The organism is Saccharopolyspora erythraea (genome assembly GCF_018141105.1).
In the GTDB taxonomy this organism is placed as follows: Bacteria; Actinomycetota; Actinomycetes; order Mycobacteriales; family Pseudonocardiaceae; genus Saccharopolyspora_D; species Saccharopolyspora_D erythraea_A.
In genome coordinates this window covers 2,826,833-2,841,498 of sequence record NZ_CP054839.1, presented here as the reverse complement: position 1 = coordinate 2,841,498, position 14,666 = coordinate 2,826,833, and the positions used below count along the sequence as shown (strand labels likewise).

General features: G+C 73.1%; 15 protein-coding genes. 2 read left to right on the top strand and 13 right to left on the bottom strand.

From position 1 onward, the window contains the following. Positions 1-119: 119 nt before the first annotated feature. The 8 genes from HUO13_RS13270 to HUO13_RS13235 all read right to left on the bottom strand — a co-directional run bounded on the left by HUO13_RS13270 (position 120) and on the right by HUO13_RS13235 (position 6,863). Entirely contained in the window at positions 120-575 is a 456-nt protein-coding gene (locus HUO13_RS13270) for a PH domain-containing protein (protein ID WP_211901676.1), read from the bottom strand. Beyond that, a complete protein-coding gene (gene ribH / locus HUO13_RS13265) occupies positions 572-1,069 on the bottom strand; it encodes a 6,7-dimethyl-8-ribityllumazine synthase (protein WP_211901675.1) in 498 nt (165 codons plus the stop codon). Before ribH ends, HUO13_RS13270 begins: the two co-directional genes overlap by 4 nt. Then, the gene (locus tag HUO13_RS13260; RefSeq protein ID WP_211902862.1) at positions 1,066-2,364 is read right to left on the bottom strand and encodes a bifunctional 3,4-dihydroxy-2-butanone-4-phosphate synthase/GTP cyclohydrolase II; all 1,299 of its coding nucleotides are present in this window, start codon (positions 2,362-2,364) and stop codon (positions 1,066-1,068) included. The genes ribH and HUO13_RS13260 overlap by 4 nt, the downstream gene beginning before the upstream one ends. Before the next feature lie 11 nt (positions 2,365-2,375). Then, positions 2,376-3,026: a riboflavin synthase gene (locus tag HUO13_RS13255; protein WP_211901674.1), complete on the bottom strand. Its 651-nt coding sequence runs from the start codon at positions 3,024-3,026 to the stop codon at positions 2,376-2,378. Between the two features lie 9 nt (positions 3,027-3,035). Further along, on the bottom strand, positions 3,036-4,034 hold the full coding sequence (gene ribD / locus HUO13_RS13250; protein WP_211902861.1) for a bifunctional diaminohydroxyphosphoribosylaminopyrimidine deaminase/5-amino-6-(5-phosphoribosylamino)uracil reductase RibD: 999 nt from the start codon (positions 4,032-4,034) through the stop codon (positions 3,036-3,038). Positions 4,035-4,078: 44 nt separating this feature from the next. Then, positions 4,079-4,765: a ribulose-phosphate 3-epimerase gene (rpe, locus tag HUO13_RS13245; RefSeq protein ID WP_211902860.1), complete on the bottom strand. Its 687-nt coding sequence runs from the start codon at positions 4,763-4,765 to the stop codon at positions 4,079-4,081. 150 nt (positions 4,766-4,915) lie between these two features. Next, the gene (locus HUO13_RS13240) at positions 4,916-6,310 is read right to left on the bottom strand and encodes an amino acid permease (RefSeq protein ID WP_211901673.1); all 1,395 of its coding nucleotides are present in this window, start codon (positions 6,308-6,310) and stop codon (positions 4,916-4,918) included. A gap of 133 nt (positions 6,311-6,443) precedes the next feature. Beyond that, a complete protein-coding gene (locus HUO13_RS13235) occupies positions 6,444-6,863 on the bottom strand; it encodes an OsmC family protein (RefSeq protein WP_211901672.1) in 420 nt (139 codons plus the stop codon). Positions 6,864-7,290: 427 nt separating this feature from the next. Here HUO13_RS13235 and HUO13_RS13230 point away from each other — a divergent pair, with 427 nt between their 5' ends. Further along, positions 7,291-8,004 carry a zf-HC2 domain-containing protein gene (locus HUO13_RS13230; protein WP_211901671.1) on the top strand — a complete coding sequence of 238 codons (714 nt, stop codon included), beginning with the start codon at positions 7,291-7,293 and terminating at the stop codon, positions 8,002-8,004. A gap of 231 nt (positions 8,005-8,235) precedes the next feature. On the opposite strand, the gene HUO13_RS13225 is transcribed toward HUO13_RS13230, so the two are convergent. From HUO13_RS13225 to ggt, 5 genes are all read right to left on the bottom strand, one after another. Further along, on the bottom strand, positions 8,236-8,706 hold the full coding sequence (locus HUO13_RS13225) for a nucleoside deaminase (RefSeq protein ID WP_211901670.1): 471 nt from the start codon (positions 8,704-8,706) through the stop codon (positions 8,236-8,238). A 77-nt stretch (positions 8,707-8,783) separates the two neighbouring features. Beyond that, a complete protein-coding gene (locus HUO13_RS13220) occupies positions 8,784-10,205 on the bottom strand; it encodes an RsmB/NOP family class I SAM-dependent RNA methyltransferase (RefSeq protein ID WP_211901669.1) in 1,422 nt (473 codons plus the stop codon). Next, positions 10,202-11,131, bottom strand: a complete 930-nt coding sequence (gene fmt, locus HUO13_RS13215; protein WP_211901668.1) for a methionyl-tRNA formyltransferase — start codon at positions 11,129-11,131, stop codon at positions 10,202-10,204. Before fmt ends, HUO13_RS13220 begins: the two co-directional genes overlap by 4 nt. Before the next feature lies 1 nt (position 11,132). Then, positions 11,133-11,681: a peptide deformylase gene (gene def, locus HUO13_RS13210; protein WP_211901667.1), complete on the bottom strand. Its 549-nt coding sequence runs from the start codon at positions 11,679-11,681 to the stop codon at positions 11,133-11,135. A 196-nt stretch (positions 11,682-11,877) separates the two neighbouring features. Next, positions 11,878-13,686: a gamma-glutamyltransferase gene (gene ggt, locus HUO13_RS13205; RefSeq protein ID WP_211901666.1), complete on the bottom strand. Its 1,809-nt coding sequence runs from the start codon at positions 13,684-13,686 to the stop codon at positions 11,878-11,880. A 171-nt stretch (positions 13,687-13,857) separates the two neighbouring features. Between ggt and HUO13_RS13200 the strand changes: the two genes are divergently transcribed. Beyond that, on the top strand, positions 13,858-14,649 hold the full coding sequence (locus HUO13_RS13200; RefSeq protein WP_211901665.1) for a hypothetical protein: 792 nt from the start codon (positions 13,858-13,860) through the stop codon (positions 14,647-14,649). The last annotated feature ends 17 nt before the right edge of the window (positions 14,650-14,666 follow it).

Genomic DNA, 14,666 nt, shown 5'->3' with positions numbered 1-14,666 from the left:
CACAGCGTCCCAACCGGGCAACCGATCCGCACGTGAACTTCCGATGCCCCGCGCCCCGGAGGACGGCGATCACGAGGGCGACGCGTCACCGCTCGCGCTCGGGAGGGCGTCCCAGCGCCTCAGTCCTGCTCGTCGTCAAGCCTGCGGCGCAGCTCGCGGAGCTCGCGCATCGCCGCCACCGCGTGCGCGCCGTCGGTCGCCTGGATCGCCATGATCGGCACGTACTCGTCCTCCGGCAGCTCCAGCCGCGCCCACGGCGCGCCGTCGGGGAAGCTGACCGCCTGGACCAGCTCCCAGCGGTAGCGCTGGGTGCCGATGATGTTGCGGACCTCGATGCCCGCGCTGTCGGCGCGCATGCGCGGCCGGGTCAGCAGCATCACGCCTGCCGCCAGCAGCAGGCCGAGCACGGCCATCGCCACCTGGTCGGAGACCTGGAACGTCACGCCGGTCGGCGTGTTGCGCAGCAGCGTTCCCACCACCGCGAAGGTCACGACGAGTACGACGGCCAGCGGGATCGCCACCCGGCGGATCTTCTTCGGCCGGACCTCCACCGAGCCGACCGCCGCCGCGTTCACAGGAATCCCCGCCCGTTCTCGAAGCCGCGCAGCTCGCGCAGGACCAGCGCGGTCTCCAGCGCCGCCGCGGTGGCCTCGAAGCCCTTGTCCTCGGCCGAGCCCTCGAACCCGGCACGGGCCAGCGCCTGCTCCTCGGTGTCGCAGGTCAGCACGCCGTTGCCGACCGGGGTCGACTCGTCCAGCGAGACCCTGGTCAGGCCCGCGGTGACCGAGTCGCACACGTACTCGAAGTGCGGGGTGCCGCCGCGGATCACCACGCCCAGCGCGACCACCGCGTCGTGCTGGTGGGCCAGCTGCTGGCACACCACCGGCAGCTCGACCGAGCCCGGCACCCGCACCACGGTCGGCTCGGCGATGCCGGCCTCGCTCGCCGCCGCCAGGGCGCGTTCGAGCATCCGGTCGGTGATCTTCTCGTGCCACCGGATGGCGGCGATCCCCAGCCGCAGTTCACCGGCCTGCGGCACCGACACCCGCGGACGACCCTCGCCGCTCATGCCGTCACTCCCGCCTCGCCACCGAGCGAGGAGTCCTCGCCGTCTTCCAGGTCGTACAGCTCGTGGCCCATCCGATCGCGCTTGGTCTGCAGGTAGCGCAGGTTCTCCGGGTTCGGCCGGATCGGCAGCGGCTCGCGGCCGACGACCCGCAGCCCGTAGCCCTCCAGCCCGACCCGCTTGGCCGGGTTGTTGGTCAGCAGCCGCATCGACTTGATGCCCAGGTCGCAGAGGATCTGCGCGCCCTGGCCGTAGTCGCGGCCGTCGACCGGCATGCCCAGCGCGACGTTGGCGTCGACGGTGTCGGCGCCGTCGTCCTGCAGCTGGTAGGCCTGCAGCTTGTGCATCAGCCCGATGCCGCGGCCCTCGTGTCCGCGCATGTAGAGCACGACGCCGCGCCCGGCCTCGGCGACCTTCTCCATCGCCGCGGCCAGCTGCGGGCCGCAGTCGCAGCGCAGCGAGCCGAGCACGTCGCCGGTCAGGCACTCCGAGTGCACCCGGACCAGGATGTCCTCGCCGTCGCCGATGTCGCCGTAGACCAGCGCGAGGTGCTCGATGCCGTCCAGCGTGCTGTCGTAGCCGACGGTGCGGAACGTGCCGTGCGCGGTGGGGATGCGCGCCTCGGCGACCCGCACGACCTGCTGCTCGAACCGGCGACGGTAGGCGATCAGGTCCGCGATGGTGATCAGCGCGAGGTCGTGCTCGTCGGCGAAGACCTCCAGCTCGTCGCGGCGGGCCATGTCGCCCTCGCTCTTCTGGCTGACGATCTCGCACAGCGCGCCCACCGGGCGCAGCCCGGCCAGCCGGGACAGGTCCACCGCCGCCTCGGTGTGGCCCGGGCGGCGCAGGACGCCGCCGTCGCGGGCCCGCAGCGGCACCACGTGCCCGGGGCGGTTGAGGTCGTCGGCGGCGGAGTCGGCGTGGGCCAGGACCTTGAGCGTGTGCGCGCGGTCGGCCGCCGAGATGCCGGTGCTGACGCCCTCGGCCGCGTCGACGGTGACCGTGTAGGCGGTGCCCTTGCGGTCCTGGTTCCAGTGGTACATCGGCGGCAGGTCGAGCCGGTCGCAGTCCTCGCCGGTGAGCGCCACGCAGATGTAGCCGGAGGTGTAGCGGACCATGAACGCCACCATCTCCGGCGTGGCCATCTCGGCGGCGAAGATCAGGTCGCCCTCGTTCTCGCGGTCCTCGTCATCGACGACGATCACCGGGCGTCCGGCCGCGATGTCGGCCAGTGCGCGCTCGATGTCGTCGAACTTGTGTGTGCTCACCGTGTTCGTGCCCTTGCCTTCGGGGTGCACCTCGTGCTGGTTCACCACGTCCGCCCCCTGCTGCCCCCATTGTCCCCCGAAAGCGGAGAAGCTCCACGGCCCAGGTCCGCCAACTGCGCCTGCGCGAGCCGTTCCACGTGCTTGGCCAGCACGTCGACCTCGATGTTGACCTCGTCACCAGGAGCGCGGAAGCCCAGCGTGGTGAGCTCCTTGGTGGTCGGGATCAGCGCGACGCTGAACGACTCGTCGCCCGCCTCCACCACGGTCAGCGACACGCCGTCGACGGTGATCGAGCCCTTCTCCACCACGTAGCGGGAGAGCCGCGCGGGCAGGTCGAAGCGGGTCAGGCCGTCGGCCTCGGCGGAGCGCAGCACGGCCGTGCCGTCGACGTGGCCCTGCACGATGTGCCCGCCGAGCCGGTCGCCGAGCGCCATCGCGCGCTCCAGGTTGACCCGGTCGCCGACGCCCACGTGCTTCAGCGAGGACCGGCGCAGCGTCTCGGCCACCACGTCCACCGTGAACGCTGCATCGAGGACGTCCACGACGGTCAGGCACACGCCGTTGACCGCGATCGAGTCCCCGTGGCCCGCATCCGAGGTCACCACCGGGCCGGCCACGGTGAGGCGGCTGCCGTCGGCCAGCGGCTCGGCGGCGGTGACGGTGCCGAGCTCCTCCACAATCCCGGTGAACACGGGCTCCTCCTACTCCTGCGCGACCGGTACGGCGCTGACGCGCACGTCCGGGCCCACCATCGTGACCTGCTCCACGTGCAACCGGAACGCCTGCGAGATACTTCCCACTCCGGCGTCGCCGAGGGCCGCGCGGCCCGAACCGAGCAGCGCGGGAGCGATGTAGCCCAGCACGCGGTCGATCCGACCGGCCGCCGCGAAGGCCCCGGCCAGCACCGGCCCGCCCTCCAGCAGCACGTCGACCGCTCCGCGGCCGGCGAGCTCGGCCAGCACGGTGTCCGGATCGGACGCCGGCAGCAGGATCGTCTCGGCGCTGTCGTCGAGCACCCGCGCTCCCGCCGGTACCGGCCGGTTTCCCACCACGACGCGCAGCGGCTGGTGCTCGTGCAGCCCGCCCTCCGGCGTCCGGGCGGTCAGCTGCGGGTCGTCGGCCAGCACGGTGCCGGTGCCCGCGACGACGGCGTCCACCCGCCGTCGCAGCTCGTGGACCTCGGCGCGCGCCTCGGGCGAGCTGATCCACTTGCTGGTGCCGTCGGCCGCCGCGGAGCGACCGTCCAAAGTGGCCGCGTACTTCCACGTCACGTGCGGCCGCCCGGTCCGGGCGAAGTGCAGCCAGGCGCGCAGCGGGCCGGTCGCCACCTCGTCGGCGAGCAGTCCGCTGTGGACCTCCACGCCCGCCGCGCCCAGGACGTCGGCGCCACCCGCGGCAACCGGCATCGGGTCGCTGACCGCGTGCACGACGCGGGCGATCCCGGCCGCGAGCAACGCTTCGGTGCAGGGCGGGGTGCGGCCGGTGTGCGAGCAGGGCTCCAGCGTCACCACGGCCGTGCCGCCCCTGGCCCGCTCGCCCGCCTCGCGCAGGGCGACGACCTCGGCGTGCGGGCCGCCGGGCGGCCGGGTCGCGCCGAGCCCGGCGACCGCACCGGCGGCGTCGAGCACGACGCACCCGACGGGCGGGTTGGGGCTCGTCGTGCCGCGCACGCCCTCGGCCGCGCCGATCGCCGTGCGCATCGCCGACGACAGCACCGCCTCCGAGCCCGGCCCGCCCACCGGGCTCACAGCCCGGCGTGCGCGTTCGCGAAAGCCGGGGCCGCCTGGCCGCGCAGCGCCTCGACCGCGTGGGCGGGGTCCTGCGCGCCGTAGACGGCCGAGCCCGCAACGAAGCAGTCCACGCCCGCCTCGGCGGCCTGCTCGATGGTGTCGGCGTTGATGCCGCCGTCGATCTCGACGACGAGGTTGAGGTGACCGGTGTCGACCAGCTCGCGGGCCTTGCGCACCTTGGTGAGCACGTCGGCGATGAAGCTCTGGCCGCCGAAGCCCGGCTCGACCGACATCACCAGGAGGGTGTCGTAGTGCTTGAGCACCTCGACGTAGGGCTCCAGCGGGGTGTTCGGCTTGATCGACAGGCCCGCCTTGGCCCCCGCCGCGCGCAGGTTCTTGGCCAGCATGACCGGGTCATCGGCGGCCTCGACGTGCACGGTGACGTTGTAGGCGCCTGCCTCGGCGTAACCGGGGGCCCAGCGGTCGGGGTCCTCGATCATCAGGTGGCAGTCGATCGGGATGTCGGTGGACTTCAGCAGCGACTTCACCACGGGCAGGCCGAGGGTCAGGTTCGGCACGAAGTGCGCGTCCATCACGTCCACGTGCAGCCAGTCGGCGCGGTGGCCGGGCTCGCCGTTGACGGCGGCCATCTCGTCTGCGAGGCGGGCGAAGTCGGCGGAAAGGATGGAGGGCGCGATCATCGGCTGGTTCGACACATGCGGGAGTGTAAATGCCGGTTCCCGCGCGGTCGCCCGGTGCCTGCCGGCGGCCGCCCGCGGTGCCGGGAGCGGGGTCCCGCCCGCCTCTTCCGCCACAGGAGCCTGCGCCGGGGCACCGGCCGCCGAGGCGGGTCAGCCCCTCGCCGCCGCCCGCCTACGGACCACGTAGTAGGCCCCGATCAGCAGCAGCAGGAACGGCAGGCCCGCCTTCCACGCCGTGTTGAACTGCTCGGTGAACGGGGTGGTCAGCAGCACCGCCGCCACGAACAGCATCACCAGCACGGTCGTCACCGGCGAACCCGGCAGCCGCACCGGCGACGGCGGTAGTCCCTCCGCGGCCCGCTGCCTGCGGAACGCCAGTTGCGTGGCGAGGATGAGCAGCCACACGATCAGCGCGCCGAACAGCGCCAGCCCGAGCATCATCGGGAACGCCGTCTCTGGCGAGAACGCCGAGATCGCCGCGGCCAGGGCCAGCCCCACCGCCGAGAGCAGCAGTGCCCGGCGCGGCGCGCCGTTGGCGCTGAGCCCGGTGAACCACTTCGGCGCGTAGCCGTCCCTGGCCAGCGAGTAGGTCATCCGCGCGGTGACGTAGAGGTTGGTGTTCATCGCCGAGAGCGCCGCGGTGAGCACGACGAAGTTCATGACCCCCGCCGCGGCCGGGATACCCGCCATCGCGAACAGCCGGACGAACGGGCTCTGCGTGACGTCGTCCTCGGTGGACACCTGGTTCCACGGCAGGATCGAGACCACCACGAGCATGCCGACGACGTAGAACAGCGCCAGCCGCAGCACGGTGCCGCGTGCCGCGCGGGGGACGTCCCTGGCGGGGTCGCGGGACTCCGAGGCGGTCAGCGCGACGGCCTCGGTGCCGAGGTAGGAGAAGGTGACCACGGTCAGCGCCAGCCACACCGCGCCGATGCCGTTGGGCAGGAAGCCGTCGTGCTCGGTCAGCGCGCCCACTCCGACCGGTGCCTGTCCCGGCAGGCCGAAGACGATGTAGGTCAGCCCGAGCAGGATGAACACCACGATCGTGACGACCTTGATCATGGCGAACCAGTACTCGAACTCGCCGAAGTAGCGCACCGCCGAGGCGTTGACCGCCAGCATGACCGCCGAGAACACCACCACCGGCAGCCACAGCGGCATCTGCGGGTACCAGAACTGCATGTAGAGCCCGGCCGCGACGACCTCGCTGCCGATGTTGACCACCTGCGCGGCGAAGTACATCCAGCGCTGCACGAACCCGGCCAGGCCGCCGAGGTAGCGCTGCGCGATCGGGCCGAAGCCGCCAGCCTCCGGGTGCACCACGATCATCTCGGCCAGCGCGTAGGCCAGCGCGAGCGCGGCGAACGCCGCCACGGCGTAGGCGATGATCACCGCCGGACCGGCGATCGAGATCGCCAGCCCCGAACCGAGGAACAGCCCGGTGCCGATCGCACCGCCCACGGCGATCATCCCGACCTGCCGGCCGGAGAGATCTCTGCGCAGACCGGGCTGCTCGTCCGGTTCGGTCACGGCCTGGCTCACGGGTGCCGCCTTCCTCGTCGCGGTGAGGCGCCGAGCGCCTGCGGTGCGCCGAGGACTGTACCGGCGGGTTGTGACGGATCGGTCTCGCCTGGAAGCCGGTCCGCGCACACCTCTCGCGGCCGCGGGGCCGAGGTCAGTCGCGCGGTAGCTCGAGCGAGATCGGGGTGCCCTCCTCGACCGACCGGCTCACCGTGCACAGCCGCTCGATCGCCCGCTGCACCGCGTCGACGAGCTTCGCGCGCTCCCCGGCGTCCTCGATCGAGCCGAGGTCGACGTCGAACCGCACCTGGACCTCGGCGAACTTGTGCGGGTCGTCCTCGGTCTTGGTGCGGTCGGCGTGCACGTCCAGCGCGGCCGACTCGCCGAGCCTGCGGATCAGCATGCTCTCGCTGGTCACCGCCGAGCAGCCCGCGATGGCCGCCAGCAGCAGCTCTCCCGGGGTGAAGGCACCGGGCGCGCCGTCGCGCCCGATCGTCACCTCCGCGCCGCGGTCGTTGGTCGCGGTGAAGATGTGCTTGCCGGTGCGGCGCACGTCGACCGGTGTGGATGACATTCGGACCCCTCTTCTCGGGTTGCGGTGGTTCCGCATGCTGGATGCGGTTGTCCGCACCGCCTGCGCGGGTGATCGTCACACGACCACCGCACGACGCCGCCGGGCGCCGTGCGGAACCGTGAACGTCCAACATCAGCCGCCGTGCCGATGTTCCGCACCGAGGTGGGGGCCATGACCACGACGACGTCCGGAGGGCTGGCGCGCAGGCTGTACTTCGGCGTCGCGGGGCCCGATCCGGGGGTGGGCGGTGTTCGCCGTGCCCGTGGCGGGCGCGCTGATCGCCGTGGCGGTGATGGTCTCGGCCAGCCCGCTCGCGCTGACCGTCGCCGGGGCGTGACTGGTGATCGGCGCCGTGGTGCACCTGCTGCCGGCCGGGTGAGAGCGCACCCCCCGGAACTCCGCGGGCCGTTGGTCCGACAATCTGGGTGTGAACTGTGAAAGCTGCCGGATCTCGATCTCGGCGCGGCTGGACGGCGAGGACGGGACCGCGCCCGACGAGCAGGTCGACGCCCACCTGGAGAGCTGCGCCGCGTGCCGGGCGTGGCAGGCCAAGGCCGCGATGCTCACCCGGGGGCTGCGGGTCCGCCCCGCCTCCCCGACCCCCGACCTGGTCGACGCGGTGCTCGCGCACGCACCCCGCCGGCGCCACCGGGCGGTGCCGCGCGTCGCGCTGGCCGTGGTCGCGGTGGCCCAGCTCCTGCTCGGCGCGTTGCAGATGCTCGGTCTCGGTCCGCACGCCCACCACGGCATGAGCGCGCACCTGTTCAACGAGAGCACCGCGTGGAACCTCGCCGTGGGTGCCGGGCTGCTCTGGGCCGCGGCCCGAACCCGCGCGGTGTCCGGGATGCTGCCCCTGCTAAGCGTGTTCCTGGTCGTGCTGACCGGCTTCTCACTGCACGACCTGCTGGCCGGGGTCGTGTCCGTGGACCGGGTGGCCTCGCACGGCCTGATGCTGCTCGGGCTCGGCCTGCTCTACACCGTGCACCGCACCAGCAGCGGTGGACACCCCGGCGGTGCGACGGCCGAAGACTCAGACGAGCAGATCGGGCTCTCCGGTCACCGCACCGACGTCACGGGCAGCACGGCGGCCTCCGGGCGTCCGCCGCTGCGGCCCACGGCGCAGGACCGCCGGGCGGCATGATGTCGGCGATCCCGGGAGCGAGAGGCGCCTGAGAGCCTGTTTTTGATCTTTGAAGCGGCGTCAGCCGCTTGGCCCACCTACGCAACCGGCACCGCAGCGGGTTCTCAGGCGTTCTCTCGCGAGGACAGCTCTTTCGTGGCGTATCGGCATACATGAGAAAGAGATCCCGCAGCGAGAGAACGCCTGAGGTTCCGCCACCCACGCCGCCAGTCGACCTGCCTCTGGAAACCTTCAGTCCTCGTCCTCGCCGATGTCCTCGTGCCACAGCCGCGGGTTGGCCGCGATGAACTCGGCCATCATCTCGGCGCAGCCCGGGTCGTCGAGCAGGACGACCTCCACGCCGTGCTCGGCCAGCCAGTCGTGGCCGCCGTGGAAGTTGCGGGCCTCGCCGATCACCACCCGGCCGATCCCGAACTGGCGGACCAGACCGCTGCAGTACCAGCACGGCGAGAGCGTGGTGACCATCGTCGTCCCGGCGTAGGAGCGCTGCCTGCCCGCGGCGCGGAACGCCGAGGTCTCCCCGTGCACCGACGGGTCGCCGTCCTGCACCCGCCGGTTGTGCCCCCGGCCCAGCACCTCTCCGTCCCGGCCGACCAGCGCCGCGCCGATCGGGATGCCGCCTTCGGCCGCGCCGGCGCGGGCCTCGGCCACCGCGACGGAGAGCCACTCGCGGAAGTCGGCTTCGGACGGTCGCTCCAGCATCTCGTTCCTCCCGGGCGCGGCCCCGCGGGCCGGTCTGCTGGTCGGTTCTGCCAAGGATGTCCGCCGCCTGGCCGCGCTCACACCCTCAGCAGCGCGCAGAACATCGCGTCGGTGCCGTGCCGGTGCGGCCAGAGCTGCACCGAGGGCCCGTCGCCGAGGTCCGGGACACCCGAGAAGTACGGCCGGGCGTCGAGCAGTTCCACCCCGGCGCGCCGGACGACGTCGGACACGACGCCCTCGGTCTCCGACAGGTGGGGCGAGCAGACGACGTAGGCCACGACCCCGCCCTCGCGGGTCAGCCCCACCGCCGAGAGCAGCAGCTCGCGTTGCAGCTTGGCCAGCTCCGGCACGTCGTCCGGCCGCCTGCGCCAGCGGGCCTCGGGGCGGCGGCGCAGCGCGCCGAGACCGGTGCACGGTGCGTCGACCAGCACTCGGTCGTACCCCGGTTCCAGCCCGGGGTCGCGGCCGTCGGCCACGTGGACCTCGACCGACAGCCCCTCGGTGCTGCGGCGCACCAGGTCCGCGCGGTGCGGTGCCTGCTCGACGGCGTCGAGCCTGCCGCCGTCCATCGTGACCAGGGAGCCGAGCAGGTTCGCCTTGCCGCCGGGTCCGGCGCACAGGTCCAGCCACCGCAGGTCCGGTCCCGGCACCTCGACCCTGCTCAGCGCGACCGCGACGAGCTGGCTGCCCTCGTCCTGCACCGAGGCGAAGCCCTCCCGGACCGGTTCGAGGTCTCCTGGATCGCCCGCGCCGGAGTCGAGGTGCACGCCGTAGGGCGAGTACGGGGCCTCGTCGCCACCGGTGATGGCGGCCAGCTCCTCGGCGCTGATCTCGCCTGGCCGGGCGGTCAGGTGCACCGCGGGACGGGCGTCGTCGGCGGCCAGCGCCTCCTCCAGCTCCGCACCGACCGAGCCGAGCGCGTCGGCGAAGGACTGCGCGATCCACCTCGGGTGGGCGTAGCGCAACGCCAGGTGGCCCACCGGGTCGTCGGCCCGCGCGGGCGCGAGCCGGTCGATCCACTCCTGCTCGTCGCGCTCGCTGACCCGGCGCAGCACCGCGTTGGCGAAACCCGCCTGCCGCGAACCCGACTCGGCGCGCACGATGTCCACTGTGGAGGCCACGGCGGCGTGCGCCGGGATGCGGGTGCGCAGGAGCTGGTAGGTGCCCAGCCGAAGCGCGTCCAGCAGCTCGGGGTCGATCCCGTCCAGCGGCCGGGCGCTGCACTCGCCGATGACCGCGTCCAGCAGGCCCTGCGCCCGGCACGCGCCGTAGGTCAGCTCGGTGGCCAGCGCGGCGTCCCGCCCGCTGATCCGGCGCTGCTTGAGCAGCGCGGGCAGCGCCAGGTTGGCGTAGGCGTCCCGGTCGCGAACCGCGCGCAGGGTCTCCAGCGCCGCCCTGCGGGCCGGGTCCTCGACCGGCGGCCGGGCCGGCCCGCCGCGGTGCCGTGGCGGGCGGGTTCCTCGCGGCCTGGAGGGCCTGCGGGGACGATGGTCGGTCACTTCAGCCGTTCTCCTTGCTCGATCCGGCTCCCACGTGCCCAGTCCGTGGCGGCCATCCGCTTCTTACCCTGCGCCTGCACCTCGCCCAGCGCCACCGCTGCGCTACCGGTCCCGGCCAGCACCCGCTTACGCTCGACCCGGATCTCACCCGGCGCCAGCCCGAGGTCTTCATCCACAATGGACACCGGGCCGAGCTTGAGCCGCTCGTCGCGGAACGACGCCCACGCGCCCGGGTCCGGGGTCACCGACCGGATCAGCCGGTCCACGGCCCGCGCCGGGGCGGTGAAGTCGGCCCTGGCGTCCTCGACCTCGACCTTGGGGGCGTAGCTGACGCCGTCGGCCGGCTGCTCCTCGGCCCGCAGCGTGCCGTCGGCGATCCCGTCGAGGGTGGCCACCAGCAGCTTGGCGCCGGAGACCGACAGCCGCTCCAGCAGCGCGCCGGAGGTGTCGGTGTCGCGGACCTCCTCGGTGACCACGCCGTAGACCGGGCCCGCGTCGAGCTCGGGCACCAGCCGGAACGTGCTGGCGCCGGTGATCTGGTCGCCGTGCTTGATCGCGGCCTGCACCGGTGCCGCTCCCCGCCACGCGGGCAGCAGCGAGAAGTGCAGGTTGACCCAGCCGTGCTCGGGGATCTCCAGCGCCTTCTGCCGCAGCAGCGCACCGTAGGCCACCACCGGGCAGCACTCCGGCTCCAGCTCCCGCAGCCGCGCCAGGAACTCCGGGTCGGATGCCCTGGCGGGGGTGAGCACCTCGATGCCGTGCTCGTCGGCGAGCGCCCCGACCGGTGAGCGCATCAGCTTCCGTCCGCGCCCTGCCGGGGCGTCGGGCCGGGTGACCACGGCCGCGACCTCGTGGTTGCCGGACTCGATCAGCGCGCGCAGCGCGGGGACCGCGGGCTCGGGGGTACCGGCGAAGACCAGGCGCATGTCAGCGTGCCCTCCCGAACAGCGGGTGCGGGCTCTCCTTGATCACCGGCGCGTTGCCTTCGAACCAGTCGGCCTGGCGGATCTCGCGCATCGCGGCCTTGCGGGTCTGCTCGTCGAGGCGGTCGACGAACAGCACCCCGTCGAGGTGGTCGGTCTCGTGCTGGACGCACCGCGCGAGCAGGTCGGAGCCCTCGATCTCCACCGGCTCGCCGTGCATGTTCCAGCCGCGGGCGACCACGTTGCGGTAGCGGCGGCAGTCCCAGGTCATGCCGGGGATCGACAGGCAGCCCTCCGGGCCGAACTGCAGCTCGTCGTCCACGGCGGTGAAGGCCGGGTTCACCAGGTGCCCGGCGGAGCCGTCGCAGTGGTAGGTGAACACCCGCAGGCCGACGCCGAGCTGGGGAGCGGCGATACCGGCGCCGCCCTGGTTCTCCATGGTGTCCCAGAGGTCCTGGACGAGGGTGCGCAGCTCCTTGTCGAAGTCGACGACCTCCTCGGCGCGAGTCCGAAGCACCGGGTCGCCGAATAGTCGGATCGGCTGGACGGTCAACGCGGGGCCCCCTGGCTGTGGCAACGGCAGGACCCCGGAAGTCTAGTGCGTCGCCCACCCGCCCACGGCGGACCGGTCCGCGCGCTCCTCTGCCGCCGCCGCGGTCCCGCCACCTGCGCGAAGGTCCCGCGGGCCCGGCTCAGAGGCCGGGGACCCACGGGTCCCGCACGCGGTGCTCACGGCAGCGGCGTGACGATCACCTCCCGGGGAAGACGACGGCGGCGGCCCCGCCGCCGCGGCGCTCGGGCTCGGCCGCGGCCACCCAGCGGCCGTCAGGCAGCCGCTCGACGCCGGTCGCGGCGCCGATCTCACCGCGCTCGCCGCCCTCCTTGAACTGGTGTCCGATGGCGCGCAGCTTCTCGGCCTCCGGCTGCGCGGTGAACGCGGCCTCAGCCTCGGTCTGGGCGGAGTTGCGCTGCGAGGCCCGGGGCTCGGCGATGGCGTCCACAAGGGACTCGCCGCGGTCGAGGCGCCCAGTGAGCACCTGCAGCACGGTGGTGATGATCGTGGCACCGCCCGGGCTGCCGACGGCCAGCAGCGGCTTGCCGTCCTGCAGCACGATGGTCGGGCTCATCGAGCTGCGGGGCCGCTTGCCGGGACCGGGCAGGTTCGGGTCGGGCTGGCCGGGCTGGCTCGGGGTGAAGGAGAAGTCGGTCAGCTCGTTGTTGAGCAGGAAGCCGCGGCCCGGGACGACGATCCCGCTGCCGCCGGTCTGCTCGATGGTGAGGGTGTAGGAGACGACGTCCCCGCCGGCGTCGGCCACCGTCAGGTGCGTGGTGTTGGGGCCCTCGTAGGGCTCGGCGCCGCCTGCGGGCCGGGCCTGGCAGCCCTGCTCCGGTGCCCGCGGGTCGCCGGGCGCCACCGGCGTCGGCAGCACCGCGTCGGGGGTGACCAGGCACTCGCGGGAGTCGGCGAACTCCTGGGAGAGCAGCTCCTCGGTCGGGACGTCGTTGAAGGCCGGGTCGCCGACCCAGCGGTTGCGGTCGGCGAAGCCGATCTTGCTCGACTCCAGGAAGCGGTGCAGGTACTCGGTCTTGCCGACGCCGGAGAGGTCGGTGCGCTCCAGCATGTTCAGCGCCTCGCCGACCGTCGTGCCGCCCGAGCTGGACGGCGCCATGCCGTAGACGTCCAGGCCGCGGTACTCGAGGTGGGAGGGCGCCTGCTCGACGGTCCGGTAGCGCCGCAGGTCCTCGTCGGTCATGCCGCCGGGCCGCACCACCCGGCCCGCCGCCGGGTCGACCTGCGGAGCGCGCACGGTCCGCACCACGTCGGCGCCGATCTCACCGCCGTAGAGGGCGTCGACGCCATCCTTGGCGAGCGTGCGGTAGGTGTCGGCGAGGTCCGGGTTGCGCATGGTGCTGCCGACCTCGGGCAGCTTCCCGCCGGGGAGGAACAGGTCGCGGGTGGCGGGGAAGGCGCTGAACCGCGCCTGGTTGCTCTCGGTCTGGGCCCGGAAGGTCTCGTCGACCTCGAAGCCGCGGCGGGCCAGCCGCTCGGCGGGGCGCAGGACCTCGCCGAGGTCCTTGCGGCCCCAGCGGTCGAGCGCCTTCTGCCAGGTCAGCGGGGTGCCCGGCACGCCGACGCCGAGGCCGCTGGTGACCGCCTCGTCGAACGGGATGGGCTTGCCGCCCTCGACGAACATGTCCTCGCGCGCCGACGCGGGCGCGGTCTCCCGGCCGTCGATCGTGGACACCCTGCCGCTCTGGGCGTCGTAATGCACGAAGTACCCGCCACCGCCGACCCCGGCGGAGTAGGGCTCGGTCACCCCGAGCGCCGCCGCGACCGCCACCGCCGCGTCGGCCGCGGTGCCACCGCGTCGCAGCACCTCGATGCCCGCCTGCGTGGCTTCCGGGTCGACACTGGACACCGCGCCGCCGTAGCCGACCGCCTCGGCCTGCTTGGGCGGTGCCTGCGGTCCGCCCGGCGCCGCCTGCGCCACCGGCGCGACCAGCGCGCACGTCGCCAGCACACCCACCGTGAGCCGGACCTGTCTCCCGAGCACCATCGTTACCTCCAACGAGCGACGACGCTGGATACTCTGCCGAGTACCGACGGTGAAGACAACAGGTGCGCCCGCGCGGACGGAGCAGACGTCCGGCGAGCACGAGGTGATGCCCCTGCGAGCCATGATGCCGAAACGAGCCGGGAAATCGTTCAGCTCGGGCAGAATGCACGTGTGCGGCGGGTGCGCGGGTGGCTGGGCGGAGCGGCCGCACTGGCGTGCGCGGCCATGGCGGTGACGCTGTACCTGTCGGACCTGGAGACGCTGTCGTGGGTGGCTGGCGCGGGCTCTTTCGTCACAGCGGTGTCGTCACTGGTCCTCACCCTCGCCCTGGCCCGTGTGCCCGCGTCGCGTCCGGCTCCTCCCGAGCCCGGTAGTACCGACGACGACTCCCTCCCCGTGGTCCTCGACCTGACCACCACCGCCATGCGGATCGGCGCCCGGGCGGCCGGCGCGCTCAAGGGAGTGCTGTGGTCGTTGGGATTCTTCGTCGCGATACTGCTGGTGGTATGGCTCTTCGGCGAGGAGACGCCTGCGCAGCAGTGGGCAGCGGAAATCCAGAAGAGCGCCGAGGAATTCTTGCTGTTGATGCTCTTGTTCACGGCCGTGTTCGCGCTCGAAGGCGATCTGGGCGGCCGCGACACCTTGATCGTCGACACCGGCGGCCTGACCGTCGTGGACCGGCGATGGCTCCGCTGGAAGGACCGGTCCTTCTCGCTGAGCTGGGACGAGCTGGAGACCGTCCGCGTGGCGGCCGCTCCCAACGGGAGTTCGTACACCTTGGTCGGGCGCCTCAGCGGGAACGACCGGGCGAAGCGCGCCGCCGAGCACGACCTCGCCGAAGCCCGCGGAGGCCACGTGATAGCCGCACTCCGGCTGGGGACCGACATCGCGAAGCGTGCCGGACTGCTGTCGGCACTGCGGTCGGCGCTGGAGCGCTTCGCCGGGGACAGGTACCGGCGCTGATCGCACACCTGGGCACT

Excerpts from the sequence above, each read along its gene's own strand:
- ribD (WP_211902861.1), bottom strand. The coding sequence starts at position 4,034 with ATGCGCACGGCGATCGGCGCGGCCGAGGGCGTGCGCGGCACGACGAGC.
- HUO13_RS13235 (WP_211901672.1), bottom strand. The coding sequence starts at position 6,863 with ATGTCATCCACACCGGTCGACGTGCGCCGCACCGGCAAGCACATCTTC.
- fmt (WP_211901668.1), bottom strand. The coding sequence starts at position 11,131 with ATGCGCCTGGTCTTCGCCGGTACCCCCGAGCCCGCGGTCCCCGCGCTG.
- HUO13_RS13225 (WP_211901670.1), bottom strand. The coding sequence starts at position 8,706 with ATGCTGGAGCGACCGTCCGAAGCCGACTTCCGCGAGTGGCTCTCCGTC.
- ggt (WP_211901666.1), bottom strand. The coding sequence starts at position 13,686 with ATGGTGCTCGGGAGACAGGTCCGGCTCACGGTGGGTGTGCTGGCGACG.
- ribH (WP_211901675.1), bottom strand. The coding sequence starts at position 1,069 with ATGAGCGGCGAGGGTCGTCCGCGGGTGTCGGTGCCGCAGGCCGGTGAA.
- rpe (WP_211902860.1), bottom strand. The coding sequence starts at position 4,765 with ATGATCGCGCCCTCCATCCTTTCCGCCGACTTCGCCCGCCTCGCAGAC.